Source organism: Zunongwangia mangrovi, from assembly GCF_900112105.1.
Lineage (GTDB): Bacteria > Bacteroidota > Bacteroidia > Flavobacteriales > Flavobacteriaceae > Zunongwangia > Zunongwangia mangrovi.
The window spans coordinates 577,074-603,762 of record NZ_FOKV01000001.1 but is presented as its reverse complement, the minus strand read 5'-3'; the positions used below and the strand labels follow the sequence as shown (position 1 = coordinate 603,762).

Sequence of the window (26,689 nt, the reverse complement as noted above, 5' to 3'; positions counted from 1 at the left end):
TGAAATTACTTTGTTCCCGTACTGCCAAACCCGCCAGCTCCGCGTACGCTATCTGCAAGTACTTCAACTTCTTCCCAATTAATATGCTCGTGCTTAGCGATCACAAGTTGCGCAACACGTTCTCCATTTTCGATCGTAAAATCTTCGTTCGATAAATTCACCAAAATTACACCAATCTCACCGCGATAATCGGCATCGATTGTTCCTGGTGCATTTAAAACGGTGATTCCTTTTTTTGCTGCCAGGCCACTTCTTGGTCGCACCTGTGCTTCGTAACCTACGGGAAGTTCTATAAACAATCCTGTTTTTACGATCGCTCTTTCTAAAGGTTTTAGAGTAATTGGCTCGGCCAGTTGAGCTCTAAGATCCATTCCTGCGGAAGCTTCTGTAGCATAACTTGGTAAATCGTGTGAACTTTTGTTGATGATTTTAATCGTCATGATCGTTTTAAAATTTTCTTTATGTCTTCTTGTTCTTTAAAATACGTAATTCCCACAAATAAGAGAACAAATAATGCGGCAACTATATAATTTTGCCTGAAGTATATAAAACTTACGGCAGAAAGTGCAACCGAAAGCAGTAAATAAAATCCTATTTTCTTAACGTTATAAGGTACGCGGTAGTATTTTCTTCCGAAGAAATAAGAGATAAGCATCATACTACCATAAGCGGCCAATGTTGCCCAGGCGGCCACCATAAATCCAAATTTGCTAATTAGCGTGATGTTTAAAACAACGGTGACTAAAGCTCCAAAAAGTGAAATATACATTCCCATTCTGGTTCTATCAGTTAGCTTATACCAAACAGAAAGATTGTGATAGATCCCTAAAAACAAGTTGGCCAGTAAAATCACAGGAACTATGGACATCGCTATCCAGTAATCCTGGTTAGGAATTAAATACCTCTTAAAAATATCGATAAAACAAACCAAAACGAGCAAAATCAATCCTCCTGAAATCACAAAGTAATCTAATATCCTTGCGTAAGTACCTTTAGCATTTTTCTCTTTAGCATGATTAAAGAAAAATGGTTCTGCTCCCATTTTAAAGGCCTGGATAAAGATCATCATAAAAACCGCCAGTTTATAGCAGCCAGAATAAGCTCCCATAATTTCTTCGGAAAGAATATCCTTTAATAAGAGCTTATCAAGATTTTCATTGATAATAAAAGACAATCCCGCCAGCATGATAGGCCAGCCGTATTTCCACATTTGCTTTAACAGCGAGAAACTAAACTGAATTTTAGTCTTAAAAAAGTATGGCAGTAAGATCAAAAATGTAATTCCGCTAGCAGCCAAATTAGCCAGAAAGATATAGCTTAAAATGTCCTTTTGAGTATAGTGATCTAATACATATTGTGGTGCGACTTCAGGAAATTTAGGCACCAACCAAATAAAATAAATATTAATGGCAAAAACGACAAAAACGTTTAAAAGCTTAATAGATGCAAATCGTATGGGCCTATTGGTTGCCCTAAGATAAGCAAATGGCACAACCACCAGCGTATCTAAAATTAAGACCGAAAAAAGGATATTGAAAAAAAACGGATCCAGATCTACCAATCTTATAAAAGCATCCTGAAATATCATTCCCAAAGCAAAAAACAGCAAGGTCGTGGTCGTTAAAGCTATAAAAGAGGTAGAAAAAACCTTTTTTTTATCCTCTGCTCTGCTAAAAAACCTAAAGAACGAAGTCTCCATCCCATAAGTAAGCAGTACATTAAAAAATGCTGCCCAAATGTAGAATGTCGTGTTTACTGAATAGTCTTTTGTTCCCAGCGCATCGGTATGTAACGGCACTAAAATAAAATTTAGCAACCGCGGTACTACAGTAGCAACGCCATAAATAATGGTATCCTGAAAAAATCGCTTTAAAGTACTCAACAGGCTCTGGGTTTCCTGCAAATATCCTAATAATTAAGAAAACACCACCTATTTACGTTCTTCGATATTGCTAATTACATAATATTTGGTCTCACCATTCTCCTGGTATTCTAACAAAGCCTGATCTTTTTCGATACTCACCGGACTTTTCTCGGGTTTCTGTGGCATTTTATTCCCGTATTCTTCTCTTGGGTCTGAACTCATCACATAATCTGATTGGCGAATTCCGAAGCTCGCAGTGTAGCGATTTTGCCCATCTTGATTGTGAACAATTGGGGATTTTAAACCTTTAAAGTAAATATTCTTTAATTCAACTCTGTTTTTCTGAATTGCTGTCACCGGAAGATAGAAAGTCATCTCACCATCTGTTGTAGTATAAAAAGCCTGTTCAAATTGTGCAGGAGCTTCTTCCTGCAGGTTTTTATTTGTTCCGCAGTTGGTAAAAAGCGAAAAGAAAAATATGCTGAAGATAAAATAAGTATGTTTCATAACTCTATTTGTTTGATTGTTCGCTAAAAGAAATCAAAACAAGTGCCAAAGAAAAATTAAGCTTCAGAAACAGCTAATATTAGTTGAAATAAGCAGGTCTTTTGAAACAAAAAAGCCCGGAAAAAAACCGGGCTTTAAAATATCTAAAATGAGATTATTAGTTATTAAGTGCTTCAGCACCACCAACAATTTCAAGAATTTCGTTAGTAATCGAAGCCTGTCTTGCTTTGTTGTAAGACAATTTAAGCGAATCTCTAAGTTCTGTAGCGTTCTCTGTCGCTTTATGCATCGCCGTCATACGTGCACCATGCTCTGAGGCAAAAGAGTCTCTTAAAGCCTTATATAATTGCATTTTGAGCGACTTTGGAATAAGATCTTTTACGATCTCTAATTTAGAAGGCTCAAAAATGTAATCAAGTTGCTTTTCTTCTTCTGTATCAAACTTAGGAATGGGTAAGAATTGCTCAGTTAAAACAGCTTGTGTAGCGGCATTCTTAAAGTGGTTATACACCAGTACGATCTTATCGTAATTTCCTTCTAAGAATTGCTCCATTAAATCTTCAGCAATAACAGATACATTTTCAAAACTAAGATCATCAAAAATCTCGGTATTCGTTTTATATACTGTAAAGCTTCGTTTTAAAATATCGTTGGCTTTTTTACCAATACTGTATAAATGAACATCCTTATCTGAATATTCTTTAGCGACAGCATTTTTTACACCTTTAATAATGTTTGCGTTAAAAGCACCTGCCAAACCTCTGTTAGAAGAAATAGCAACTACAAGTACTTTTTCTACCTCACGCTGCTCTGCATATTTACTGCTAGTATCATCATCTAAAGTTGCGCTAAGATCCTGTAAAAGCTGGGATAGCTTTTGGGAATAAGGGCGCATAGATTCGATAGCATCCTGAGCTTTACTCAACTTTGCCGCAGAAACCATTTTCATGGCACTGGTAATCTGCATCGTTGAAGAAACCGAGGTAATTCTGCTACGTAATTCTTTTAAGTTTGCCATATTTTTAAAATTGGACTAGCCTAAATACTAATAGAGCAAAGAGTGCAATGCTATTTTGCACTCTTTGCTTATAAACTTTTATGCTTTATATTTTTCAGATAGCTCTTTTGCTACAGATGCTAAAGTATCTGTAACTTCATCGGTAAGTTTACCGGCCTTAAGCGTATCCATTACGTCTCTATGCTTAGCGTTTAGGAATTCAATATAATCTCTTTCGAATTCTCTTACTTTTTCTACAGGCACTTCTCTAAGTAAGTTCTTAGAACCTGCAAAGATAATTGCGATTTGATCTTCTACTGGATAAGGATCGTTTTGTCCTTGTTTAAGAATCTCTACGTTACGTTTACCTTTTTCAATTACACTCATTGTAGCGGCATCAAGGTCTGAACCAAACTTAGCAAAAGCTTCAAGCTCACGGAACTGTGCCTGGTCTAACTTAAGTGTACCAGCAACTTTCTTCATTGATTTGATCTGAGCTGAACCACCCACACGCGATACCGAAATACCTACGTTAATTGCCGGACGAACACCAGAGTTAAATAAATCTGAAGTTAAGAAGATCTGCCCATCTGTAATCGAAATTACGTTAGTTGGAATATACGCAGAAACGTCACCAGCCTGAGTTTCGATAATAGGAAGTGCAGTTAAAGATCCACCACCTTTTACCTTATCTTTAAGAGATTCAGGAAGATCGTTCATTGTTTTTGCAATTCCGTCATCATTGATCACTTTTGCAGCACGCTCTAATAATCTTGAGTGAAGGAAGAAAACATCCCCTGGATACGCCTCACGTCCTGGTGGACGACGTAATAAAAGAGAAACCTCACGATAAGCAACAGCCTGCTTAGAAAGATCATCATAAACGATCAATGCAGGACGTCCTGTATCTCTAAAATATTCACCAATCGCAGCACCAGCAAATGGAGCATAAACCTGCATAGGTGCAGGATCTGATGCATTTGCAGCAACGATAGTTGTATATGCTAAAGCTCCTTTATCTTCTAAAACCTTAGCAATACCTGCAACAGTAGACGCTTTTTGCCCTACAGCTACGTATATACAATATACCGGCTCACCAGCATCATAAAATTCTTTTTGATTAAGGATGGTATCGATACAAACAGTAGTTTTACCCGTTTGGCGGTCACCAATCACAAGCTCACGCTGCCCTCTTCCTACAGGTACCATCGCATCGATAGACTTAATACCTGTTTGCATAGGCTCTGTTACAGGCTCACGAAAAACAACACCAGGCGCCTTACGCTCTAAAGGCATTTCGAAAGTTTCACCTTCGATAGGTCCTTTACCGTCGATAGGCTCACCTAGAGTATTTACTACTCTTCCAACAATACCTTCACCAACTTTTATAGAAGCAATTCTTTGTGTTCTTTTTACTGTAGAACCTTCTTTGATTTCTTTTGAAGGTCCTAAAAGTACTACCCCAACATTATCTTCTTCAAGGTTAAGTACCATTCCTTCTAGACCACTTTCAAATTGTACTAATTCTCCGTATTGAGCATTAGAAAGTCCATAAACGTTCGCAATACCGTCACCAACTGTAAGTACGGTACCAACCTCGTCTAAAGAAGCCTTTGCCTCGAATCCAGAAAGTTGTTGCTTTAATATTGCTGATACTTCAGCAGGATTTACTTCTGCCATAATTATTTAAGATAAAATGCCACGTTAACTTACGGGCGGTTTTTATTAAATTTTAGAAACGTATGCGTTGCCTGTTTTAAATTCTGTTTTTAATTTGTTTAAATTATTAGCAACACTAGCATTGTACTGCAAGTCACCAACTCTTAAAACAAAACCACCAAGAATACTTTCATCGATCTTATTCTTGATTATTGCTTCCCTACCGGTAAGCTCTTTTATTTTAGCCTGAATTTTAGCTTCAAGCTCTTTTGTTAAAGGAACTACAGTAGTAACAACAGCATTTTGCACCTGTATAGAACCATCAAACAATCTTAAATATTGATCTGCTACAATACCTAAAATATCGATACGGTTATTCTCTACAAGTAAATTGAAAACGCCAGTGGTTAAACCGTTCACATCCTTAAAAACAGCCTTTAAAGCCTGGTTTTTAAGTGCTGGTTTAATTACTGGACTTGCTAACATATTTCTTAGATCTTCGCTGCCTGCAATTGTCTTAGAAATACTTAGCATATCATCCTTTACATCTTTAGCTACATTTTTCTCATTAGCTAAATTTAGGATGGCTTTTGCGTAACGTTGTGCTGCTCTGGTTCCTTTCATCACAAAGTATTAGTTTAAAGTAACATCACCAAGCATATCATCGATCATTTGGTGTTGTTTTTCTTTACTTGATAATTCTTTACGAACTACTTTTTCAGCAATCTCTATAGATAAGTTTGCAACCTGAGACTTAAGTTCTGCCATAGCAGCTTTTTTCTCTAGCTCAATACTTTCTTTAGCCTGTGCTACAATTTTATCTGCTTTGGTTTGTGCTTCTTCTGTAGCATCTGCCAAAACCTTTTCTTTTAATTCACGAGCTTCTTTAAGAATAGCATCTCTTTCAGCACGTGTTTCTTTCATTAACTGCTCGTTATCTGCCTTAAGATTTTGCAATTCTTTTCTAGCTGTTTCAGCCGAAGACAAAGCGTCGTTGATAGAATCTTCTCTTTGCTTAACAGCACCAAGAATAGGTTTCCAGGCAAATTTCGCTAATATCAAAATAAGTACAAGGAAAACTATCGTTTGCCAAAAAATAAGACCAATTTCAGGAGTGATTAATTCCATAATTTTTTTAATTTAAAGTAAATCCATTCGTAACCAACCGTTACGAATGGATAAATAAGAATTCAATTACTTAAGAACTCCAAGTAAAGCTGCTACTACTCCAAAAAGAGCAACACCTTCAACAAGAGCCGCAGCGATAATCATAGCTGTCTGGATTTTTCCAGAAGCTTCTGGCTGACGAGCGATAGCATCCATGGCAGATCCACCGATTTTACCAACTCCCATAGCTGCACCGATAACTGCTAAACCGGCACCTAAAGCTGCGAGACCTACATACAATAATTCCATAATTGAAAGATTTAAAATTAAAAGTTAATGATGTTCGTGTTCTTCTACTGCCATCCCAATAAACAGGGCAGACAGCATGGTAAAAATAAATGCCTGTAAAAATGCCACAAGCAATTCTAATATCGATATAAAAAGAGCAAAAGGAACCGAAACACCAGCTACTCCTACGCTTTCAAGAATAAATATTAATCCTATTAAACTTAAGATGATAATGTGACCTGCGGTAATGTTCGCAAATAAACGAATCATAAGTGCAATTGGCTTAATGAAAACACCCATTAATTCTACTACAGCAAGAAGTGGCTTCACAAATGTTGGAATGCCTGGCATCCAAAGTGTGTGTTTCCAGTAATCTTTACTACCGTTAATTAGAATTAAAACAAGAGTGAATAAACCTAAAGAAATAGTCACTGCTATATTACCTGTTACGTTGGCCGCACCTGGTAATAATCCAATCATATTCGTAATCCAGATGAAGAAAAATACCGTTAATAAAAATGGCATGAACTTCATATATTTTTTCTCTCCAATTTGTGGTCTAGCAATTTCGTCTCTAACAAATAGAACAAAGGTTTCTAGCACGTTATTGAAGCCTTTTGGAGCATGTTTATTTTTCTTGTGGAAAGAAGCTAATCGATTAAAAATGATCAACATAATGATAACGGTTATAAACATAGCCGCTACATTTTTAGTGATCGATAAATCGATAGGTCGCTCTGCATTTAAAGGGTGGTGATCTTCATCGAACTCTACCCCATGAGCTCCTTCTTCTAACTGATAGATTTTCTCGTGAAGATTAACGAAGTGCATTCCGTTTTTCTCTACCACATGATGCCCTTCGGTATCATGGTGAAATTCACTAGACATAAATGTTACAAGACCATTATCGGTATAAAGTATTACCGGAAGTGGTATTGTGAAAGAATTTTCGCCTTCTCCATAAAAATGCCATCCATGCGCATCACCAATGTGGTGAAGAATCATATCTGTAGCATTAAATTCTTTTTCAGCTTCTGCTAAAGAGTCCTCTTTTGATGCAAAAGAAAAAACCGGAAGTAAGGCTAGTGCAAATGTCACTATAATCTTTAACGATTTTTGTGCTATCATAATACCTGGTCTACTTATAAAATTATGGGCTCTAAATTTCGGTGCAAAGGTATACTTTTATTTTTTATGTGAAAGTCCCGGTTTTAATTTTTTATTTAGATTTCAATTAATCTTAAAGATTATTGATATTCAATCATTTATTATGATTAATTAATTTCACAGCAAAGGTGGTTTCAAAAATTAAAAATATAAAATATGGGACAAAAAAAGCGATCACCTGAGCAAAAATCGATACCTCATCATTAAGCAATGCAGGCAACAAAAATAATACTGCTGCCAGCATTTTCAACAAGCCCATCCCCATAAAGGCAAAGCCTGTTTTATCCTCAAAATTGAGATTTATAAATAATAATATCGCGTAAATTAATATTGTCGCTAAAATATGAAATGCGTAATTAGAAACTGTACTGTAGTATAGGGTCGCCTCTACAAAATTTGAAACAGTATAAAATTGAATCGCGAATAAGATCAATGCAAAAGGCAAAAATACCTTAAGGAAGTTTAAAAATGGTCGTCCCATCTAATCGTCGTCTTTACTTATATTTTTTACGCTTCGTATTACCTGAAATAAAGCAATAAAAACGCCTAAAAGTGATAATGATATCGTGTACGCAGAAAATTTATTCGGAAATTTTTCATCTAACCAAATACCAAGAAAAACACCTCCGGCAATAATAATAGCCATCTGAAAACCTACATTTACAAATACCAGGTACTTGTTACGCTGATTGTTTTTCATTCTTAACCGACTTCATTGCGCCGCGCATCTGGCAAGTAGCATTAAAATTAGCACCGGGTTCTACGGCAAGTTTTGCCGCTACAACCTCTCCATCTACCGTAGCTGTTGATTTTAAACTTAAAATACCGCTAACTTTCAATTTTCCCTTAAAAGAACCCTCAATATCAGCATTTTCACATTCCAAAGTTCCTTCTATATTTCCATTTTTACTTATAACCACTTTCCCGGTGGTAACTAATGTGCCTTTTAAAAAACCTTCGATCCTAAAAGCTCCTTTAGCCGTTATATCTCCGGTAATTTTAGTTCCTGCTGCAATTTTATTTTGCTCATTAGAAAATTCCTTAGCGCCAGAACTTTTCTTTTTTTCTGAAAACATCGTATTAAGAGTGAGAGTTAATAATCTGTTTTATAAGTGTCGAGGTTCTTTCTTAGAAGAATTACCCGGTAATTATTAGTTGAGATCGCAATAAAATCATTTTCAAGCTTATAATCATCATTTTCTCGTAATAATTCACCAAAACCTAAAGCTCTGGCGCGATCTTCTAGACCATGTACCACCACAAACAAGCGATCGATCGTATAAGGATCTAAGGACGTGGAAAGATTGGAATAGTCTAGATCTACCATAGCCGAATCTAATTTTTGCTGAAATTCCAGCGCTTCTTCTTTCTTATTAGCATCAAACTCGTACACCAGTTTGTAATTTTTGGCCAAACTATCTTGCTGAAGTTGAAGTCGGCTTAATCTTGGTAGCGATTCGCTTATCATCTGCTTTGCTTTTTGTCCCTCTGGCGATTGCGGATAGGTTAGCGAAACATGGCTTAATGCCGTACGATATTCAGACAAACCTTTTAATCGCCCTATGGCCATCGCTTTTAACAATTCGAATTTAGGAACGATCTCTTCACCAGAATATCGAGTGATAAATTTATTACTTTCTGAAATCACCTCTGTAAATTCTTTATTTTCGAATAATTCGAAGGTATTTTCATAACTCATTTTTGGTAAGCTCTCGCCGTTAGCAAGGCTTTGTGGATTCTGAATAAATATCGCGTATTGAGAATCTGGATAATTAGTGATGATATCTCTCTTCATCTCATCTTGTTTGGCCAGCATATTTAAATTTCCGTAGGCCTTATAAAGATTATATTTAGAAGGTAATACCAATCGATCTTCTGGATCACTAGCTAAAACTTCTTCTAACCGATTTGCAGAAAGTCGATACTCAGCAAATTTTTCATTATAAATTAAACCAAGTTGATAGTAAGCGTAATTTCTCTCTTTATACAAACTATCGATAACTTTATTATCTGTTGGAAGTTTATCAACATAAGTTACTGGATTAAATCTTGGATCGCTTGTAAAATCGAAATCTGCACCATCTTCAGAAGTTGCCATTGCAGTCGTATTTCCTGTAGCCATCCAACGCCAGTTATCTGCAAGTTGACGGTTTCCCCAAACTCTTAAAAACTCGCGCTCTCCTCTACTAATAAGATTGTCGTTATAGAAATAGAATTTATTCGTATTCTCTTCGCCAGGAACTCCAATGTTTGGAATTCCCGTATTTGGAACTCCCGGGCCTGCAGTATTTAAAGCTAAGGCTTCTTCTGTTTCCCCTTCTTCAATTTGATTTTGATAATCTTCCTTTAGCTTATTAGTATATTCTGTATAAAAAGCAATTTGCTCTTCGCGTGATAACTTTGTGAGATCTAAAATACTATCGTTTTTATCTGCAATCGACTGGTAAAAGATCACATCATCTAGGTTCTTACGCTTCTTTTCTATAGTTCTGTACTCCCTTAAACTAGAATTCATTTCGAAAAGCGTACTATCAAAATATTTCGCAGCTCTTTGATAATTTGATCGATCAAAATTGATATTCGCTAAGATCTCGTAATTTATAGATCTTAAATAAGGATCGCTGTTTGCGCGACTTCTAAGTGACTTATTGTAAAAAACAATAGCGGTATCTAAAGAATCTCGTTGATTATAATATTCGCCAAATTGAAAGTAAATTTTATCCAAAAATGGACGATTTTCGCGATCTTCTTCAAGACTTATAAGCAATTCTTTTAGTTGCTGATCGTTATTTTCTTCAGGGTCAAAATTTCTTGCTTTTTGGATATAGGCATTGATCATGTAAATCCGCGGTGACTTTCGATTAAGCTCGATAACCTCATCAAAAGCAAGATTAGCATTTTCAGGTTGATTTAGTAGATTATATAACTGACCTAAAATGAAAAAATAACGTCCTTTTTCTTCGTTTTTATTGGTGAAATTGGCAGCAGTAGTTAAAGGAGCCAATGCACTATCGGGATACTGAAGATTTATATAGGCCTGCGCCATGGCTGCTTTCGCATCTGCATATTCCTGATCCTCAAATTGGGCATTTTCGATGATCCTTTTTAAATTTCTAATCGCGATCCTGTTATTCTCTAACCTAATATTGGTTTTCTCTCGCCAAATTTGCGCATTTCTAATGCTATTACTGGCCGGATATCTTTGCAAAATATAGTTGAATGCTTCTAATGCGGGAATAAAACGTTGATCAAAATATCGTGCTTTTCCCAACAACATATAAGCTTCATCGATCTGTGGATTTTCTTCGTCCCCATCAATTAACATCGAATGACGCTGAATCGCTTTTACCGCTTTTTGCTCGGCAACACCAAAATTTTGATTTCGAACGCTATCGGGAAGAAGAATCTCTTCATCGATCTGCATACGTTCTATAGGTAGTAAATCCCAGTAATTGTCCTTATAATTCTGGTTTAACTCTTCCCGCCCTGCTTCAAGAGCAAGGTTTCCGTTATAAAGTGTATTATATTCCGCAGTAACCGAATGCCAGCTTCGACTAATAAAAGTATCTTTCTTTCTGGAGCAGGAAAGTATAGCCCCAATTAGAAAAAAAACAAAAACAACATGTAAAAATCTCCTCAAAACCAAGCCTTTCTTATTAGCATCATAACTCTGTTACGCAGGATTTAGTATGTAAAAATAAGTTTCTTTTTACAAATACAAAGATTTGCGCTTTAAATAAGAAAAATCGGCGTTGATTACTCAGCCTTATCAGCTTTGGCTTCTTCGCTTGGAGCTTCTGCGGTTTCTTTAAATTCTTCTGGAATTTGTTCTCCAGAAAAATAAGTTTCCAGTTCTTTTAGCGTAGCTTCAGAAGTTTTAAGATCTCTAACGATAACGCCTTTATCTAAAACCACGATACGCTCACAAACTTCTGTCACATGAATAAGATCATGACTGGAAACCAAAACCGTAGTACCAGAAATTTCAGAAAGATCCTTGATGATTTTCTTTAGCCTAATTTGAGTGGTAGGATCCAGATTAGCAAAAGGTTCGTCTAAGATCACCACTTTAGGATCACCAATTAACGCGGCAACAATTCCCACTTTTTTCTGATTCCCTTTCGATAAATCTCGAAGGTATTTTTTTCGGCCTATGATTTCTCCGTTAAAGAATTCTTCAAATTGTGCCAAAAAACTATCAATATCGGCTCGGTTTTGATTGCGTAGCTCACCCACGAAATAAAAATATTCTTCCGCAGTAAGATATCCTATCAAAAAGCTTTCGTCGATAAACGAAGCCGTAAAAGTTTTCCAATCTTCACTTTCGTTCACTGTAATATCCTGGTTAAAGATATTTCCAGAAGTAGGTCTTATTAAATCTAAAAGCATGCTGAAAAATGTCGTTTTTCCCGCACCGTTATTCCCTACAAGACCTAAATTTTGTCCCTCTGGGATTTCTAAATGGTCGATATCTAGAACCTTGGTCCCGTTATATACTTTAGAAAGATTAGTTGCTGTGATCATAGTATTTTGTTTTCTCGGTTTCCGAGATTTGAATAGTTAAGGTTAATTTTTAAGTCCTACTTTTTGGTTAAAAAGATCGCTTAGTCTCCGGTTTGTTTGTATCCATGAATCATGGCGTATTTGTTCTTTTTATACTGAATAGTAATTCTATCCATTAAATAATTTCTTAGAAGAATACCAATTACTCCTAAAATTCCTATCACTAAAAGACCAATATTAAAACTGAAGAGTTTATAGAACAGATAAAAGATCCCTAACGGAACGGCCAATAACGGAATCGCCACCAACCATTGCGCAGCACCAGTTCCCTGGTAGTTCATAAACGGACTCTTCTCCAGATCGATTCGTTTTTTATTAAATGAGCCTGTAAACATTAATAAAGGCACATTTACACCAAGATTATATAAGGCACAGGTAAAAATAATGAGTAGTATATTCCAGCCAAAGTAAACATAAGGCGTACTTAAAATGGTTAAAATAATGATACTAAAACTTATCAGCGCAGCTTTAGAAGCCAAATACTTTCGCATTGGTATATTTTGCGACATGATCATTTGGTAATAGGCAGCATCCCAGCTAGGCACAAATTGGCCAAAATTGATCATAAATATTCCTGATATAAAAATACCTGCGAAAACATACATTACCGGCATTCCCTCGTAAACCGAATTGGTAAAAAATAACAAGCCATATAACAGAAAGAAAACCGAAAGAAAAATTGTTGTTTTTGGGCGTTTGTTTCGCCAAATTAACTTCATATCTAACTGAAGGAAAGTTGAGACCTCTCCAAATCGCTTTAACCACTCAAAATCCTGAGATTTTACTTCCTTTTGCTTAGTTTTTAGACCAGCGTCCAGATAAAATTTCCTTTTCAGGGTATTCTTAACCCAAACAAAGAACAGAAAGCATAGAATTATTGGCACAATAGCCAAATATGGCATTTCTAAGACATAATTTAAGAAAATCCCGAACTTCTCACTAACCGGGACAATATTAAAATACTCTAATCCCGCTAAGGTCAAAATCACAATGATTGCAGGTAGAAAAGATTTTAGATCTTCAGCAAACTTCTTTTTGATCAGGAAATTGAAAAAATTGATCGAAAAACTTAAAAATAATACACTAATCGACCAGCCAATCATAGACACTGCGGTATAATCTGTTTTTACTGCAACCACTACGGCAAACGGTACGTAAATTAAAAGTGGTAAAATATTGTAGAACGAGAATAGCGATTTTAGCAACACAAAATTAATAACCTTAGACTTTCTTATATTTTGAAGCAGTAAAGGTTTTATTTGTACCACCGGAAGACTTTGCATAAAAAATCGAAAGATTAACTCAAAAGCCAGCCAGCCTAAAATAAATTCGTTCAATTTTAAAAGTGGAACATTATCTGGATATATCTTTTTCAAGATTGGGTAAAGTCCTATTCCCATAAAAAGAAACACGACAGCAAAATACACGGCTAAAAAGATCATGAAAATCTTCAAACCAAGACTTTTACCAAAGCTTGCGCTACGCGTAAAAGATTTCCACTCTAAACTGAGTAATTTCCCTACCATAAAAAATGCTTTACTTACTTGTAGCTAAATTTAGTATTTTGTTACACTCTAAAAGCTGATACTTTGTATTTTTGCCCACAAATTATTTTTGATGGGAACATTTCATAAACTAAAAATAAAAGAAATAATTAGGGAAACGCCTCAGGCTGTGAGTATTTCGTTCGAAATTCCTTCAGAACTTCAGCAGGAATACAAATTTACGGCCGGGCAATATATTACCATAAAAGCAGATGTTGATGGTAAAGAACTACGTAGAGCTTACTCACTATGCTCGGCTCCAAATTCCGGAGAGTTTAAAGTAACGGTTAAGGAGGTAGAAGGTGGTAAATTTTCTGTAGTTGCCAATAATAAACTTCAGGCGGGTGATGTTTTAGATGTTCATACTCCTGAAGGTAAATTTGTTTTAGAACCTTCTTCTGAAGCTAAAACTTATGCTGCTTTTGCTGCCGGTAGTGGGATCACTCCTGTGCTATCAATAATAAAAACAGTACTTTCTGAAGAAAGTCACAGTAGATTTATTCTTACCTACGGAAACAAATCTCCAGAAAACACAATCTTTTTTAAAGAACTTTTAGAACTACAGGCAAGTTATCCAGATCGACTTTTTGTTGAGTTTGTATTTAGTAGATCCAGAGAAGATAATGCACATTTTGGCCGAATTGAAACCAGCACGGTTAATTTTGTGATGAAGAATAAATTTAAAGATCATTCTTTTGATGCGGTTTATTTGTGCGGACCAGAAGAAATGATCAATCATGTAAGCGAAGTGCTGAGTAACAACGGTATTGCTGAAGAAAATATCTATTACGAATTGTTTACCAGCGATGATACCGGTGAAGTTGAAGCCGATCTTGAAGGCCAAACGCAAATTACAGTTATGGTTGATGATGAAGAAACCAGCTTTGTGATGGATCAAACCGATGTAATTTTAGATGCGGCTTTAGAAAACGATCTTGATGTTCCTTATTCCTGCCAGGGCGGAATTTGTAGTAGTTGTATCGCCAGAATCACTGAAGGTAGAGCTGAAATGCGTAAAAATCAAATCCTTACAGACGACGAGATTGAAGAAGGTTTGATCTTAACCTGCCAGGCGCATCCACTTACACCTACCATAAAAGTAGATTACGACGACGTTTAGGATCTAAAAACAGGATATTACTTTATTTACAAAAGGCTTTCAGTATTTCAGAAAGCCTTTTATTTTTTAGTTTATCACTGAGTTTATTTTCTCTACTACTTTATCTGGAGTTACGCTTCTTATAGCAAATTCGTAACCTTCTGGGTATTTATTTCCATAAACCGAGGTTGGTATTTTTGGAAACTTTTCTAAATCTGGGATCAATGAATTTTCAAAAGGCTGTAGAAAAGGTCTAAAACCGGCATAAGGATGTGTTACTCCCCAAATACTCACCACCGGAATTCCATACATTGCTGCCATGTGCCCGTTCCCGCTATCCATAGATAGCATTGTATCAAGATTGGAGATTAAAGCCAGTTCTTCTTCAAAAGATAAAAGCCCGGCAACACTTAAACAGTTCTCAAATTGTTTCTCCCAGGATTGTAGCTTTTTGGTTTCTGCATTTCCGCCGCCAAAAAGAAAGACCTGGATATCGTTCTGCTTATTCAGTTTTTTTAAAACCTCTTCCATTAGATCTGCCGGATAAGCTTTAGAAGCATGCTGTGCAAAAGGAGCAATTCCTAACCACTTTTTAGAAGAATGGGCTACAATTTCATGTATTTTAGTCGGAATTTGCTGCTTTTCAGGAAAAATATGGTAGTTAAAATCTATAGGAAATCCTAAGTCTGCAAAGACATCTGCATAGCGCTGGTGCGTACTTTTTAATTCTTTAAATACTTTATGATCTTCACGGGTAAGTTTCTTCTTTTCTGCCCTTCCCTTATCAATTTGTTTTACTGGAATTCCGAAGAGATAAAAAACAGATTTCAGTACATTAGTACGAAGTACATTATGAAGATCGGCCACCATTTCGATCTCGTGATTTCTTAATTCTCGAGCAAGTCTTCCCAATCCCATTACGCCATTATGCTCGCCATTAATATCGGCTTCATAAATCTCTACATTAGGAATTCCCTTAAACATAGGGGCAAAAAAAGGACGGGTAAGAAAAGTGATCCTACAATTAGGATATATCGCCATAAAAGTTCTAATCACAGGAACCGTCATTGCGACATCGCCCATTGCTGATAAGCGAATGGCTAGAATATGAGCACTTTTTTCTCTATTCTCTTCTGGAATATGTTGATGTGAAGTGCTCATAATTTTCTTATTTATTTCTAAGAACCGGGTTAAGTTCGTCGTCGTTATACATTTTCATCTGCTTATAGACTTTCATGTATTTATCCCCGTTCTCGATATCTTTTAAAAGCTGATCTATGGCCGAAGAAAGATCTACTCGCTGCTCTAACAAAATATCAAGTTTTGCCTGGCATTTTTCTTTATGATCTGTTGATGCATCTTCACGAGCTGCTTCTTCATGCATATGATAAATTTTAAGTGCTAAAATCGATAATCGATCTACTCCCCAAGCAGGACTCTCTGTATTTATCGTTGCATTTTCTTTAGGCTCAACCGCTTTATATTTTTCAAGGAAATAGCTATCGATATATTCAACAGTATCTGTACGATCCTGGTTAGAAGCATCGATAAGACGTTTCAGTTTTAAACCAGCAACAGGATCGATATTAGGATCTCTTACAATATCCTCGTAGTGCCATTGCACCGTATCTATCCAACATTTTCTATACAAAAGATGTTCGATAAGCTGTGATTCGCTATCGTAAGGATTTGTAAAAGGCTGATCTACGCTATCAATTTCGTGATATTTTTTGATCACTTCCTGAAAGATCTTATTTGCTTTATCTGTAAACATTATATCGATTTTTTAAAACTGAATAGTTTAAACGCCTCTAAAATTTCAAAATTTCAAGATTCGACGTTTTTATTGAATATTTTAAATTGAACTGCAAAGGTATTACAAAATCTAGAACTGCTAAACATGGTCTTGGGTTCTTCTATAGTTAACAATTGCCGAATGTCTTTTTGAATGAAATTATTTATTCTGAATAAAAAGTACCCCAAAAGGCATCAAAATCAATATTAATAAAAGTATTTCCCTGAAGATCTTATCCCGGCCGGTATCAAAATAATTTGAAACGATAATACTAAGCGGAATAAAGAAAAATATAAGCTCACTTCCGTTCTTACTTGGCGCCAAAATGCCTACCGAAACACCAATAATTAGTGTAAATAAAATCAAATTTAAAGAAGGTCTTAGACTGACTCCTGCCTTTTGAATTATGGAAAAATAATAAACCAAAGACCATAGCGTAAGCGCCAAAATAATACTTATTGGCGTAAGAAATTTAAAAGACTGATAATTTGAAAAATCGAAATTATACGGTTGATACCAATCTGAAATTAGATAAAATTGGTCATAAATTAATAGATGGATCGAGCAATAGATCAAATACACACAAACCGCTGAAGTTATTGGTATTAACCAGTTCTTAGGCCGTGGCGAATAAATAATAATTCCCCCTAAAACAATCAATAAGAACAAGATCGACCAAAAATAGAATAAGGAAGCAATACAGATCCAAAAAGCAGCATCAAAAATCTTTTTTTCAACCGTAATTTGTGATTTTAAGCTTATAATTCGGCGTAAAGCCAGTAGAATAAGTGTTGCTGAAACAATCACATTATAATCTTTCAGCAACGAAAAAAAAGAGGCACAAAACACTGAAAATAGCAGAATTTTATAAGCGCTTCGCTGAGTAAGATCGTTCTTTTTCGCAATAAAATTCAGTAAAAAAAGCGCTAACATTAATGCAAGAAAAACACCCAGGATTTTAAAGAATTTCAGGATTTCAAAGTCTAAAAACCAATTCTGAAAATTAGCAGCAATAAAAAATCCAGAAAGCAATACGAGGACAAGCGTAATATTAATTGGCTTTGATTTGGCAAAAAAGCTTGTTAGCATTGCTCTTTTTTCTATTTTTGTAGTGTTAAACTAACAATGTTAAACGATGACTGAAATATTTGAAGGGATATCTTGGCTGTTTGAAGAGGTTCTTCTTAAGCCTCTTGATTGGTTACGTTCCCTAGAACTTGACTCTTGGTGGGCTGCTAACGCCATCAACTTTGTATTTATTATCATTGGAATGATTGCTTTCGCTTACTGGTGTAAAAAACTTAAGATTTTCCAAGACGCTGATGACGAAAACACAAGATCTAAACCTTACTTAGGATAATCCTAAGCAAGGTCGAATCCTAGATCTTTTCTAAAATACATCTTATCAAATTGTAGTTTTTCTACATTTTGATAAGATTTTTTTAGTGCCTCTTTGTAATCTTCCCCAAAAGCAGTTACTGCAATTACACGACCCCCATTGGTCACAACTTTATCATCTTTTGTAGTCGTACCGGCATGAAATACTAATGCATCTTCAACATTTTCTATTCCGGTTATTTCTTTACCTTTTTCGTATGCTTCTGGATAACCACCAGAAACCATCATTACGGTTGTAGCCGCTCTTTCATCGATTTCTAGATCTACCTCATCAAGTTTTCCCTGGGCAGCTTTTGCTAATACCTCAACCAGATCTGATTTTACTCTAGGTAAAACAACTTCGGTTTCAGGATCTCCCATCCTTACATTATATTCGATCACATAAGGCTCCTCTCCTACTTTTATCAATCCAATAAAAATGAAACCTTTATAGTCGATATTTTCTTCAGCAAGACCATCTACGGTAGGTTTTACGATACGCTCTTCGATCTTTTGCATAAACTCGGCATCGGCAAACGGAACCGGAGAAATAGCGCCCATTCCACCTGTATTTAATCCAGTGTCTCCTTCACCAATTCTCTTATAATCTTTAGCGGTTGGTAAGATCTTGTAATTTTTACCATCGGTTAAAACAAAAACACTTAACTCTATACCGTCCAAAAACTCTTCGATCACCACCTTTGCACTGGCTTCTCCAAATTTTTGATTTTTCAGCATATTTTCTAATTCGGCTTTAGCTTCATTAAGATCATTTAAAATCAAAACGCCTTTACCAGCTGCAAGACCATCTGCTTTAAGAACGTAAGGAGCTTTTAAAGTTTCTAAAAATACTTTACCAGCTTCCAGGCTCTCTGCTGTAAAACTCTCGTAAGCAGCTGTTGGGATATTATGCATCGCCATAAACTCTTTTGCGCGCTCTTTGCTACCTTCGAGTAATGCTCCACGTTTTGAAGGACCAACGATTAAAAGTTCTTTCAACTCTGGCTCGGCCTTACAAAAATCTGTAATTCCCTTTACAAGAGGATCTTCTGGTCCTACAACCAGCATGTCTATATTTTTTTCAATAATAAAATCTTTAATACCAGAAAAATCTCCTACATTTAGGCTCACATTTTTCCCTACATTTAAAGTTCCGGCATTCCCGGGAGCTATATACAGTTTTTCACATTTTGGACTTTGTGCAATTTTGTAAGCAAAAGTATGCTCTCGACCGCCCGAACCTAGTATTAAGATTTTCATTTTTAAGAAATATTTATTTTGGGCTTCAAAAATAATTGTTTGTAAATTGAAGCACCAATAAATTTGAATAAAAAAAGCATTAATAAGTTTTGGATTGGTTTAAACTTTCGCTTCAGCTTAATAAATTCCCTGTAAACAGGGCTCGAAAAATGTTGGACGAAATCGACCAGATTCCGGTTAACCAATACCAAAATTTTATTGAAACAAAGAAAAAGGAAATTGTTGATTATCATCTAAATAATAACAATTTCTACAAAGGCTTTATTGGTGATCGATCGATCGAAAATTGGGAAGATATTCCTATAATGTCGAAAACCAATCTGCAACAACCTTTAGAGCAGCGTTTAAGCGATGGCTTTAACTTAAAAAATAGCTACATAGGTAAAACTTCTGGCAGTAGCGGCCATCCCTTTAGCTTTGCTAAAGATAAACTTTGCCACGCAATGGCCTGGGAAGGTTTTAACGATCATTATAACTGGCATGGGATCGATCTTAATAAATCGCTACAAGCCAGATTTTATGGTATTCCGTTAGATTTTTATGGTAATTTACAGGAACGTATTAAAGACCGAATAAGTCTTAGAAGACGCTTTAGTATATTTGATCTTAGCGAGATGAAATTGCAGAATTTTTTGGATCGTTTTAAGAAAAGTAAATTCGATTATTTAAATGGCTACACCAGTGCTATCCTGCTTTTTTCTAAATTTTTAAAGAAAAAAGAAATCGTGCTTAAAGAGATTTGTCCCAGTTTAAAACTTTGTATCGTTACTTCTGAACGTTTATTTGATAAGGATAAAAAAATTATCGAAGAGGCTATTGGTGTTCCCGTCGTAAATGAATATGGTGCCAGCGAAGTAGGACTTATTGCCTTCGAAAATCCAGAAGAAGAATGGTGCCTAAATTCCAGAGATCTTTTTATCGAAATTGTAGATAAAAACAATAAAACTTTACCTCCTGGTGAAGAAGGCAAAGTGGTGATCACTTCACTTTTTAATAAAGCGCACCCTATTATTCGTTATGCCATTGGAGACATTGGGGTTCTATCTAAAAAAAGTACGCCAAAAAAGCCAATATTAGAATCATTGATTGGACGAACCAGCGATGTCGCAAAACTTGCTGATGGAAAAATAGTTCCCGGACTTACATTTTACTACGTAACTAAAACGATTATCGACGATACCGGTAACACCAAAGAATTTGTAGTTACTCAAACTAAAATGGATTCTTTTGAGATTGAATACGTACGGGATACCGAATTTAATACTGAAGAAACAACCAAAATCGCTGAAGCAGTCGAAAAATACGTGGGAAAAAACCTGAAAGTTAATTTTAAAAGAAAACAAAGCCTTACCCGAAGTAAAAGCGGAAAACTAAAGCAATTTACTTCATTAATCGACTGATTTTACCTGCCTGGATTTCACAAAAAAATGTTCTCCCAAAAAGACCAAAATCCAATACATGCTTTTTAGTTTTCCAAAGCCTAGAACTTTATTGTAGATCTTATAATTATAGGACACCATTTCTAATTTATTTTCAGAAACCGAGCCTTTTCTTTTTCGGTATAAAGCAAGCGATTCCTCCATTCCATGGGCGGTACCTCCTTTTTTAATAACTTCAAGCCACATTGCCCAATCCTGTCTTTTTCGAATTTCAGGGTGGTAAACTTTACCAATTTTAGCTGCATTATACATCCCGGTAAGATTACCTATATAATTGCTTTTAATCAGTTTTGAATAGTTAACAAAAGGTAAAGCTTCGATAATTTCGTTCAAAGATTCTCCATTCTCACTAATCCGATCATAACTACTAAAAACAATCTTAGCTTTATTCTCCAGGCAAAATTTAAGCTGCTGAGAGAGCTTTTCTGGCTTCCAAAGATCATCTGCATCTAAAAATGCTATAAACTCTCCTGCGGCTTCCTTAATCGCTTTATTTCTCGAGTAACCTGCCCCATAATTGATTTCATTTCTGAAGATCTTAATGCGAGCATCTTTATTCACATAATTGCGAACAGTATTTACTGTAGCATCTTTTGAAGCATCATCTACGATTATAAGTTCCCAGTTTTTATACTGCTGAGCAATCACAGATTCGATCGCCTGCGAAATAAATTCATTCGAATTATAGGCAGGCATGATTACCGAAACCAAAGGGTTTTGCATTATTTACTTTCTATTATGCTTAGTAAAATCTTTGTGTTCTTTCTTTAGTAAATCTTCTTTCGATAGATTTTTGAAATAATCATAAGTAATCTTCATCCCTTCTTCTCTGGAAACTTTTGGTTCCCAACTAAGAATTTCTCTAGCCCGAGTTATATCTGGTTGGCGCTGCATAGGATCGTCTTTTGGTAATTCCTTGTAAACGATCTTTTGATCTGTACCGGTTAGTTTGATAATTTCTTCAGCAAAATCTTTGATCGTTAATTCGTCTGGATTACCAATATTTACAGGGTCAACATAATCACTAAAAAGTAATCTGTATATTCCTTCAACCTGATCGTCTACATAACAAAAAGACCGGGTTTGCAATCCATCTCCAAAAACAGTTAGATCTTCTCCTCTAAGAGCCTGACCAATAAATGCAGGTATTACTCTACCATCATTTAGTCGCATTCTTGGCCCATAAGTATTAAAGATTCTTACAATTCTTGTTTCTAAACCGTGAAACCTGTGATAAGCCATCGTTAATGATTCCTGAAACCGCTTCGCTTCATCATACACTCCGCGTGGTCCAATAGTATTTACATTGCCATAGTATTCTTCAGATTGTGGATGCACCAAAGGATCTCCGTAAATTTCTGAAGTTGAAGCGATAAGTATTCTAGCTCCTTTTTCTTTTGCTAAACCTAAACAATGATGTGTTCCTAAAGATCCAACTTTTAAAGTTTGAATAGGAATTTTTAAATAATCGATTGGGCTGGCAGGCGACGCAAAATGAAGAATATAATCCAGTTCACCGGGAACATGGATAAACTTGGTAACATCGTGATTGTAGAATTCGAAATCCTTGTTTTTAAAAAGGTGCTCGATATTACGAATATCACCGGTAATAAGATTATCCATTCCAATAACCCTAAAGCCTTCTTTGATAAATCTATCACACAAATGCGAACCTAAAAATCCCGCTGCTCCTGTAATTAATACAGTTTTACCCATTCAAATATTATTAATCGATCAATAAAAAACACTCAGAAAACATCTAAAATTCAAGTTACTACAAGAACTTTAAGAATTAAAGATTTGCTCCAGTATTTTTTCAGTAATTAAATAAGTTGGTTTTACACCAGTAGTCCCCAATCCTCCTGAAGCTAAAGTACTTCCGGTTTCTAATGGATTATCAGAGGCATAATAAGCATATCTTACCTGCACGTCTTCAGCAATACTTTTTCGTAGTTTGCTGGCCGCCTGAATCGCTTTTTGATAATGTGCTCCTTCCATTTCCAAACCACTTACATTCCACGTAGAATCATGGAAAAACTTAAGAATATCGCGGTTTTGTAAAGATGTTCCTAATACGGTGATCATACTACCATCAACTACTTTTATGCCGTGCCCTTCAAGATCGTCTTTGGCAAGTTCGTTTTTAAAAGGATAATTATCTGCGGTACCTTCAAAAATATGAGCTGAAGGGATCATAATATCGCCCTTACCTCCTTCTAAAATACCGGCTTTCCCCATAATAGAAACCGATCTTACATTGATCTTGATCTCTTCGCCTTCAATAATATAAGGTTTTAAAAGCTCGTCCATAGTTTCATAAGCCTGCTCACCAAAGGCATAATCCATAACGATAATAACAGGTTTATCTTCATCCTTTAAAGACTTAAATTCTTTATTTCTGAAGCCTTCTTCTAATTTAGCCGTATCAAAAACCTGAACATCGATATTTGTCCCGCTGGAATCTTCTATAAACTTCATCCCTCCTGAAAGCGCTAATTTTGAAACCTTCTGGCGAACCTGCCCATTTGAAGAGTCACTTAGCATTTCATAAATCTGAAGAATATCTTTCTTTTTAATTTCAGCTTTTAGTGCTAACGGCGCATACAGCGTGTTCATCACACTATGCATATTGGCACTGATAATATGAATAGGACGTTTTAATAATTCTTCTTCTACAAGATATTTTTTAATCTTATCTGCCCAAACTTCTCCATGAATATGATGTCCTAAACGTTCTCTAAGAATCGGACTAAAAGTGATGATCCTTTTATCATTATTTACTGTTTCTTCTATCGCCAGTTTTCCCATCCAGTAAATAATATGTAAAAACTGCTCTGGATTACCCGGAGTAGAAAACTTAGGATAAATGGTAGAAACCTCGAAAAAAGTTCGGCCTAAAATATTGGCAGTGTGGGTTAACGCAACTTCACGCTCAGATTTATCGATTTCTTTATCAGAAAGTACTACAGCTTCCAGTTTTTTCCAGTCCCTGTTTACACTTCCATCCTCGTCGATCACTACTCGTCTCATAATCTTATGAGATTCAATAAAAAGGAAGGTTAAATGCGTAAGAATATCATAGATTTCAGATCGTCCTCTGGTAATCTCGATATTCATTTGCTCCTCATCTATTCTATAACAGTTTCTACGACGTTTTGGTGGTACAATGGGTTGAAAATGTGAATCACCATAACCTTCGTCACTAGTTAGATTGATATAGCGACATTGTTCTATCCCAATAGGAAGACGCTCTAAAACATACAATAACCCGCTAAGCTCGGCTTTATCTTCAGCAACAGAACCATAAATTTCTGGTCTTAATGCCAATAATCCTTCTCTTAAAGTTTCTCCAGAAACACCCATTGGTTTATAAAAACCTCTGTTAAAAAGGTGTCTCATGGTAATATACATACGTTCTATCGCATTGGTACTTTCCTGCGCTCTCGTTCTTCCTTCTGTTTTCAACTTCAAATTGTTTATTTTTTTATTAATGCTTCTAAAGCATCTGCAATTTTACGATCGTTCGATAATCTTGGCAATTTATTTTGTCCGCCCAACTTGCCAATCGATTTCATATACGTCTGAAATCCATTTTTTGGGACTTTAGAGATTTTTACCGGTTGCAAAATATTTCCTTCAATTAAATCGAAATAATACGAGTTTTGTTTCTGAAGTGATTTATCCAGAATATTCCTGAAATTCGATAAATCTTCAGGTTCTTTTTCAAACTCTATAAACCACTCGTGATATGGTAATTCTTCTGCGGAAGGATTTACCTGTGGTGCAACCGTAAATTCATTAATTCTGGCTCCTGTTTTTTCTGAAGCAACCTGCATGGCTTCCTCTACTTCTTTTGCAATAACATGCTCCCCAAAAGCTGAAATATAATGCTTAATCCTACCCGAAACCATCACCCGATAAGGTTTTAAACTGGTAAACTGAATGGTATCGCCAACATTATACGCCCAAAGCCCGGCAGTAGTACTAATAATCATTACATAGTTTACGCCAAGCTCAACCTCAGCAATCGTTAGTCGTTTTGGATCTTCATCAAAAAAAGATTCAGCTTTTATAAACTCGTAAAAAATACCGCTATCTAGCTGAAGTAACATTCCCTTTGCTTTCTGGCTATCCTGAAAAGCGAAAAAACCTTCAGAAGCGGGATATAATTCGATGCTATCTACTTTGCGACCAATAAGATTTTCAAATTTAGAGCGATAGGGTTCGTAGTTTACTCCGCCATAAATAAACAGGTCGAAATTCTTAAAAATATCACCTACTTTTTTACCGGTTTTCCGCTGTAATTTCTCAAAATACATTTGCACCCAACTTGGTATTCCGCTTATTACGGTCATATTCAAATCTTGGGTTTCCTCTACAATTGCATCAACTTTGGTTTCCCAATCTTCGATACAATTGGTTTCCCAACTTGGCATTCTGTTCTTTTGAAGATAACCAGGTACATAATGTGCCACGATACCCGATAATCGTCCCAATTTCACTCCGTTTTTCTCGGTAAGCTCTGGGCTTCCCTGTAAAAAGATCATTTTACCATCTACGAACTTTGCATTTCCAGTTTCAGCAATATAACAAAGAATAGCATTTCGTGCCGTTTCAATATGCGTAGGCATACTTTCTTTGGTAATTGGGATATACTTTGCGCCGCTGGTCGTTCCCGATGTTTTTGCATAATACAAAGGTTTCCCCGGCCATAAAATATCTTCTTCGCCGGCAACCATTTTATCTACATAATTACGAAGCGCTTCGTAATCTCTTACCGGCACATTTTGGACAAAATCGGCATGCGTTTTTATAGCATCAAATTTATGATCTTTCCCAAAATTGGTGTTTTTAGCCTTAGAAATTAATTCATCAAAGATTTTCTGCTGCGCTTCAAGAGGATTTGAAGCCCAGTCATCAATTTTCTTTCTGATGATGTTAGCGAATATTTTAGCTGCAAAAGATTTTAATGACATAGACTATTCAAAATCAATATAATCGGTTGGGTTTACAGGGTTTCCTTCGTTCCATAATTCAAAATGCAAATGTGGGCCCGTGGTGTATTCTCCGGTATTTCCGGCGGTAGCCACCACTTCGCCTGCTTTTACAAAATCTCCCTGCTCTTTGGTTAATGAGGCGTTGTGCTTATAAACAGAAATTAATCCGTAATCATGTTTTACGATAATTACATAGCCGGTTTCTGTGGTCCATTCAGCAAAAATAACACGTCCATCTGCAACAGATTTTACGGGTGAATTCTTAGGAATTACCACATCTATCGCATAATGCTTTTCTTCAGCATCATATCCCTCAGTAATCGTTCCTTTTACCGGCGGAAATAAAGAAAAATTGATATTATCTGTAGCGCCCGGCAAAATATTGTATTTATCCTCTAAAGCCACTTCTTCTCTTAATAAACTATCTGCTCTGGATGGCGGGATAACCTCAACTTCGAGATTGTCCTGAGAGAATTTAGCAATAGAATCGCGGTTAAGATCTGAAGTTTGTAAATCTCCAGACAAAACTCCTTTTATCGATCCTAAGAACTGATTGTTCAGTTTCAAAACATTTTGAAGAGAATCTGTTTGGTATGCTAATTCTGCTGCCTGTTCTTTTAATTGTGGCGAAGAATATCCTGGAATATATTCTCTTAAAGGTGTAAAGGCAATAATAAAAGTGGTTGCTGCTACTAATAAAATAGCGCTTGTTGTTACCAGAACAAAAACATTTAAACGGGTTAATTTTAAAGAATATCTTTCTTCAAAAGTATCCTCGTTTAAAATTACCATTCGGTATTTATGAAGTAGTTTTCTGGTAAATTTCTTCTTATTTTTTTTCTTTTTCGACATACATAAAAACCTTAGACAAAGATACTGTAAAATTTATGCTATCTAACAGTTTTGATCGATAATCCAAAATTGCAGATTTCTATCTAATTGCAGCTTATTTGAAAATGAATAATAGTTTAAATTCCAGTAATTAAAAGTCGGGCACCCAATTAACATTTACAAGAGCTATACGCA

Annotated in this window: 27 protein-coding genes; 3 read left to right on the top strand and 24 right to left on the bottom strand. The window is 35.8% G+C overall.

Going from position 1 to position 26,689, the window contains the following annotated elements; all coding sequences use genetic code 11:
- Positions 1–5: 5 nt before the first annotated feature.
- From dut to BM201_RS02670, 15 genes are all read right to left on the bottom strand, one after another.
- Positions 6–440: a dUTP diphosphatase gene (dut, locus tag BM201_RS02740; RefSeq protein WP_092539849.1), complete on the bottom strand. Its 435-nt coding sequence runs from the start codon at positions 438–440 to the stop codon at positions 6–8.
- Complete coding sequence (locus BM201_RS02735; RefSeq protein WP_245758555.1) at positions 437–1,882, bottom strand: oligosaccharide flippase family protein; 1,446 nt, start codon at positions 1,880–1,882, stop codon at positions 437–439. Before BM201_RS02735 ends, dut begins: the two co-directional genes overlap by 4 nt.
- Positions 1,883–1,930: 48 nt before the next feature.
- A complete protein-coding gene (locus BM201_RS02730) occupies positions 1,931–2,371 on the bottom strand; it encodes a hypothetical protein (RefSeq protein WP_092539847.1) in 441 nt (146 codons plus the stop codon).
- A gap of 157 nt (positions 2,372–2,528) precedes the next feature.
- Positions 2,529–3,389, bottom strand: coding sequence for an ATP synthase F1 subunit gamma (atpG, locus tag BM201_RS02725; RefSeq protein WP_092539846.1), 861 nt, complete (start codon positions 3,387–3,389; stop codon positions 2,529–2,531).
- A gap of 78 nt (positions 3,390–3,467) precedes the next feature.
- The gene (gene atpA / locus BM201_RS02720) at positions 3,468–5,048 is read right to left on the bottom strand and encodes a F0F1 ATP synthase subunit alpha (protein ID WP_092539845.1); all 1,581 of its coding nucleotides are present in this window, start codon (positions 5,046–5,048) and stop codon (positions 3,468–3,470) included.
- 45 nt (positions 5,049–5,093) lie between these two features.
- A complete protein-coding gene (gene atpH, locus BM201_RS02715) occupies positions 5,094–5,651 on the bottom strand; it encodes an ATP synthase F1 subunit delta (protein ID WP_092539844.1) in 558 nt (185 codons plus the stop codon).
- A gap of 9 nt (positions 5,652–5,660) precedes the next feature.
- Entirely contained in the window at positions 5,661–6,155 is a 495-nt protein-coding gene (locus BM201_RS02710) for a F0F1 ATP synthase subunit B (RefSeq protein WP_092539843.1), read from the bottom strand.
- 66 nt (positions 6,156–6,221) lie between these two features.
- The gene (atpE, locus tag BM201_RS02705) at positions 6,222–6,443 is read right to left on the bottom strand and encodes an ATP synthase F0 subunit C (protein WP_084841957.1); all 222 of its coding nucleotides are present in this window, start codon (positions 6,441–6,443) and stop codon (positions 6,222–6,224) included.
- Positions 6,444–6,467: 24 nt separating this feature from the next.
- Positions 6,468–7,550: a F0F1 ATP synthase subunit A gene (gene atpB, locus BM201_RS02700; protein ID WP_092539842.1), complete on the bottom strand. Its 1,083-nt coding sequence runs from the start codon at positions 7,548–7,550 to the stop codon at positions 6,468–6,470.
- Positions 7,551–7,683: 133 nt separating this feature from the next.
- On the bottom strand, positions 7,684–8,070 hold the full coding sequence (locus BM201_RS02695) for a hypothetical protein (RefSeq protein WP_092539841.1): 387 nt from the start codon (positions 8,068–8,070) through the stop codon (positions 7,684–7,686).
- Positions 8,071–8,289, bottom strand: coding sequence for an AtpZ/AtpI family protein (locus BM201_RS02690; protein WP_092539840.1), 219 nt, complete (start codon positions 8,287–8,289; stop codon positions 8,071–8,073).
- Complete coding sequence (locus BM201_RS02685; RefSeq protein WP_092539839.1) at positions 8,270–8,665, bottom strand: bactofilin family protein; 396 nt, start codon at positions 8,663–8,665, stop codon at positions 8,270–8,272. The genes BM201_RS02690 and BM201_RS02685 overlap by 20 nt, the downstream gene beginning before the upstream one ends.
- A 17-nt stretch (positions 8,666–8,682) precedes the next feature.
- Positions 8,683–11,229 (bottom strand): type IX secretion system periplasmic lipoprotein PorW/SprE, encoded by a 2,547-nt coding sequence (gene porW, locus BM201_RS02680; protein WP_092540600.1) that lies wholly within the window; start codon positions 11,227–11,229, stop codon positions 8,683–8,685.
- 116 nt (positions 11,230–11,345) lie between these two features.
- On the bottom strand, positions 11,346–12,113 hold the full coding sequence (locus tag BM201_RS02675; protein WP_092539838.1) for an ABC transporter ATP-binding protein: 768 nt from the start codon (positions 12,111–12,113) through the stop codon (positions 11,346–11,348).
- Between the two features lie 80 nt (positions 12,114–12,193).
- Complete coding sequence (locus tag BM201_RS02670; RefSeq protein WP_245758554.1) at positions 12,194–13,678, bottom strand: DUF5687 family protein; 1,485 nt, start codon at positions 13,676–13,678, stop codon at positions 12,194–12,196.
- Positions 13,679–13,769: 91 nt separating this feature from the next.
- Between BM201_RS02670 and BM201_RS02665 the strand changes: the two genes are divergently transcribed.
- Entirely contained in the window at positions 13,770–14,816 is a 1,047-nt protein-coding gene (locus BM201_RS02665) for a ferredoxin--NADP reductase (protein ID WP_092539837.1), read from the top strand.
- Positions 14,817–14,882: 66 nt separating this feature from the next.
- Here BM201_RS02665 and BM201_RS02660 read toward each other — a convergent pair whose 3' ends face one another.
- The 3 genes from BM201_RS02660 to BM201_RS02650 all read right to left on the bottom strand — a co-directional run bounded on the left by BM201_RS02660 (position 14,883) and on the right by BM201_RS02650 (position 17,679).
- Complete coding sequence (locus BM201_RS02660; RefSeq protein ID WP_092539836.1) at positions 14,883–15,956, bottom strand: glycosyltransferase family 9 protein; 1,074 nt, start codon at positions 15,954–15,956, stop codon at positions 14,883–14,885.
- A 7-nt stretch (positions 15,957–15,963) separates the two neighbouring features.
- Positions 15,964–16,569, bottom strand: coding sequence for a DUF4254 domain-containing protein (locus tag BM201_RS02655; protein WP_092539835.1), 606 nt, complete (start codon positions 16,567–16,569; stop codon positions 15,964–15,966).
- A 180-nt stretch (positions 16,570–16,749) separates the two neighbouring features.
- Complete coding sequence (locus BM201_RS02650; RefSeq protein ID WP_092539834.1) at positions 16,750–17,679, bottom strand: DUF6427 family protein; 930 nt, start codon at positions 17,677–17,679, stop codon at positions 16,750–16,752.
- Positions 17,680–17,725: 46 nt separating this feature from the next.
- Here BM201_RS02650 and BM201_RS02645 point away from each other — a divergent pair, with 46 nt between their 5' ends.
- Positions 17,726–17,950: a DUF6341 family protein gene (locus tag BM201_RS02645; protein ID WP_092539833.1), complete on the top strand. Its 225-nt coding sequence runs from the start codon at positions 17,726–17,728 to the stop codon at positions 17,948–17,950.
- 2 nt (positions 17,951–17,952) lie between these two features.
- Here BM201_RS02645 and purD read toward each other — a convergent pair whose 3' ends face one another.
- A complete protein-coding gene (gene purD / locus BM201_RS02640) occupies positions 17,953–19,227 on the bottom strand; it encodes a phosphoribosylamine--glycine ligase (protein WP_092539832.1) in 1,275 nt (424 codons plus the stop codon).
- 89 nt (positions 19,228–19,316) lie between these two features.
- Between purD and BM201_RS02635 the strand changes: the two genes are divergently transcribed.
- Positions 19,317–20,627 (top strand): phenylacetate--CoA ligase family protein, encoded by a 1,311-nt coding sequence (locus BM201_RS02635; protein ID WP_092539831.1) that lies wholly within the window; start codon positions 19,317–19,319, stop codon positions 20,625–20,627.
- On the opposite strand, the gene BM201_RS02630 is transcribed toward BM201_RS02635, so the two are convergent.
- From BM201_RS02630 to BM201_RS02610, 5 genes are all read right to left on the bottom strand, one after another.
- Positions 20,616–21,389, bottom strand: a complete 774-nt coding sequence (locus BM201_RS02630; RefSeq protein ID WP_092539830.1) for a glycosyltransferase family 2 protein — start codon at positions 21,387–21,389, stop codon at positions 20,616–20,618. The two genes, BM201_RS02635 and BM201_RS02630, sit on opposite strands and share 12 nt — an antisense overlap.
- A gap of 3 nt (positions 21,390–21,392) precedes the next feature.
- Complete coding sequence (locus BM201_RS02625) at positions 21,393–22,382, bottom strand: UDP-glucuronic acid decarboxylase family protein (RefSeq protein WP_092539829.1); 990 nt, start codon at positions 22,380–22,382, stop codon at positions 21,393–21,395.
- Between the two features lie 69 nt (positions 22,383–22,451).
- A complete protein-coding gene (locus BM201_RS02620; RefSeq protein WP_245758586.1) occupies positions 22,452–24,077 on the bottom strand; it encodes a DUF6909 family protein in 1,626 nt (541 codons plus the stop codon).
- Positions 24,078–24,142: 65 nt separating this feature from the next.
- Positions 24,143–25,642, bottom strand: a complete 1,500-nt coding sequence (locus tag BM201_RS02615) for a GH3 auxin-responsive promoter family protein (protein WP_092539827.1) — start codon at positions 25,640–25,642, stop codon at positions 24,143–24,145.
- A gap of 3 nt (positions 25,643–25,645) precedes the next feature.
- A complete protein-coding gene (locus BM201_RS02610) occupies positions 25,646–26,515 on the bottom strand; it encodes a M23 family metallopeptidase (protein ID WP_092539826.1) in 870 nt (289 codons plus the stop codon).
- Positions 26,516–26,689 lie beyond the last annotated feature (174 nt).

Coding starts and splice junctions, on each gene's coding strand:
- atpG (WP_092539846.1), bottom strand. CDS start 3,389: ATGGCAAACTTAAAAGAATTACGTAGCAGAATTACCTCGGTTTCTTCA.
- BM201_RS02625 (WP_092539829.1), bottom strand. CDS start 22,382: ATGGGTAAAACTGTATTAATTACAGGAGCAGCGGGATTTTTAGGTTCG.
- BM201_RS02675 (WP_092539838.1), bottom strand. CDS start 12,113: ATGATCACAGCAACTAATCTTTCTAAAGTATATAACGGGACCAAGGTT.
- atpH (WP_092539844.1), bottom strand. CDS start 5,651: ATGAAAGGAACCAGAGCAGCACAACGTTACGCAAAAGCCATCCTAAAT.
- atpE (WP_084841957.1), bottom strand. CDS start 6,443: ATGGAATTATTGTATGTAGGTCTCGCAGCTTTAGGTGCCGGTTTAGCA.
- BM201_RS02650 (WP_092539834.1), bottom strand. CDS start 17,679: ATGCTAACAAGCTTTTTTGCCAAATCAAAGCCAATTAATATTACGCTT.
- BM201_RS02685 (WP_092539839.1), bottom strand. CDS start 8,665: ATGTTTTCAGAAAAAAAGAAAAGTTCTGGCGCTAAGGAATTTTCTAAT.
- BM201_RS02655 (WP_092539835.1), bottom strand. CDS start 16,569: ATGTTTACAGATAAAGCAAATAAGATCTTTCAGGAAGTGATCAAAAAA.
- BM201_RS02645 (WP_092539833.1), top strand. CDS start 17,726: ATGACTGAAATATTTGAAGGGATATCTTGGCTGTTTGAAGAGGTTCTT.
- BM201_RS02690 (WP_092539840.1), bottom strand. CDS start 8,289: ATGAAAAACAATCAGCGTAACAAGTACCTGGTATTTGTAAATGTAGGT.
- BM201_RS02670 (WP_245758554.1), bottom strand. CDS start 13,678: ATGGTAGGGAAATTACTCAGTTTAGAGTGGAAATCTTTTACGCGTAGC.
- BM201_RS02730 (WP_092539847.1), bottom strand. CDS start 2,371: ATGAAACATACTTATTTTATCTTCAGCATATTTTTCTTTTCGCTTTTT.
- BM201_RS02620 (WP_245758586.1), bottom strand. CDS start 24,077: ATGTATATTACCATGAGACACCTTTTTAACAGAGGTTTTTATAAACCA.
- atpA (WP_092539845.1), bottom strand. CDS start 5,048: ATGGCAGAAGTAAATCCTGCTGAAGTATCAGCAATATTAAAGCAACAA.
- purD (WP_092539832.1), bottom strand. CDS start 19,227: ATGAAAATCTTAATACTAGGTTCGGGCGGTCGAGAGCATACTTTTGCT.
- BM201_RS02710 (WP_092539843.1), bottom strand. CDS start 6,155: ATGGAATTAATCACTCCTGAAATTGGTCTTATTTTTTGGCAAACGATA.
- BM201_RS02695 (WP_092539841.1), bottom strand. CDS start 8,070: ATGGGACGACCATTTTTAAACTTCCTTAAGGTATTTTTGCCTTTTGCA.
- dut (WP_092539849.1), bottom strand. CDS start 440: ATGACGATTAAAATCATCAACAAAAGTTCACACGATTTACCAAGTTAT.
- BM201_RS02615 (WP_092539827.1), bottom strand. CDS start 25,642: ATGTCATTAAAATCTTTTGCAGCTAAAATATTCGCTAACATCATCAGA.
- atpB (WP_092539842.1), bottom strand. CDS start 7,550: ATGATAGCACAAAAATCGTTAAAGATTATAGTGACATTTGCACTAGCC.
- BM201_RS02665 (WP_092539837.1), top strand. CDS start 13,770: ATGGGAACATTTCATAAACTAAAAATAAAAGAAATAATTAGGGAAACG.
- BM201_RS02610 (WP_092539826.1), bottom strand. CDS start 26,515: ATGTCGAAAAAGAAAAAAAATAAGAAGAAATTTACCAGAAAACTACTT.
- BM201_RS02660 (WP_092539836.1), bottom strand. CDS start 15,956: ATGAGCACTTCACATCAACATATTCCAGAAGAGAATAGAGAAAAAAGT.
- BM201_RS02630 (WP_092539830.1), bottom strand. CDS start 21,389: ATGCAAAACCCTTTGGTTTCGGTAATCATGCCTGCCTATAATTCGAAT.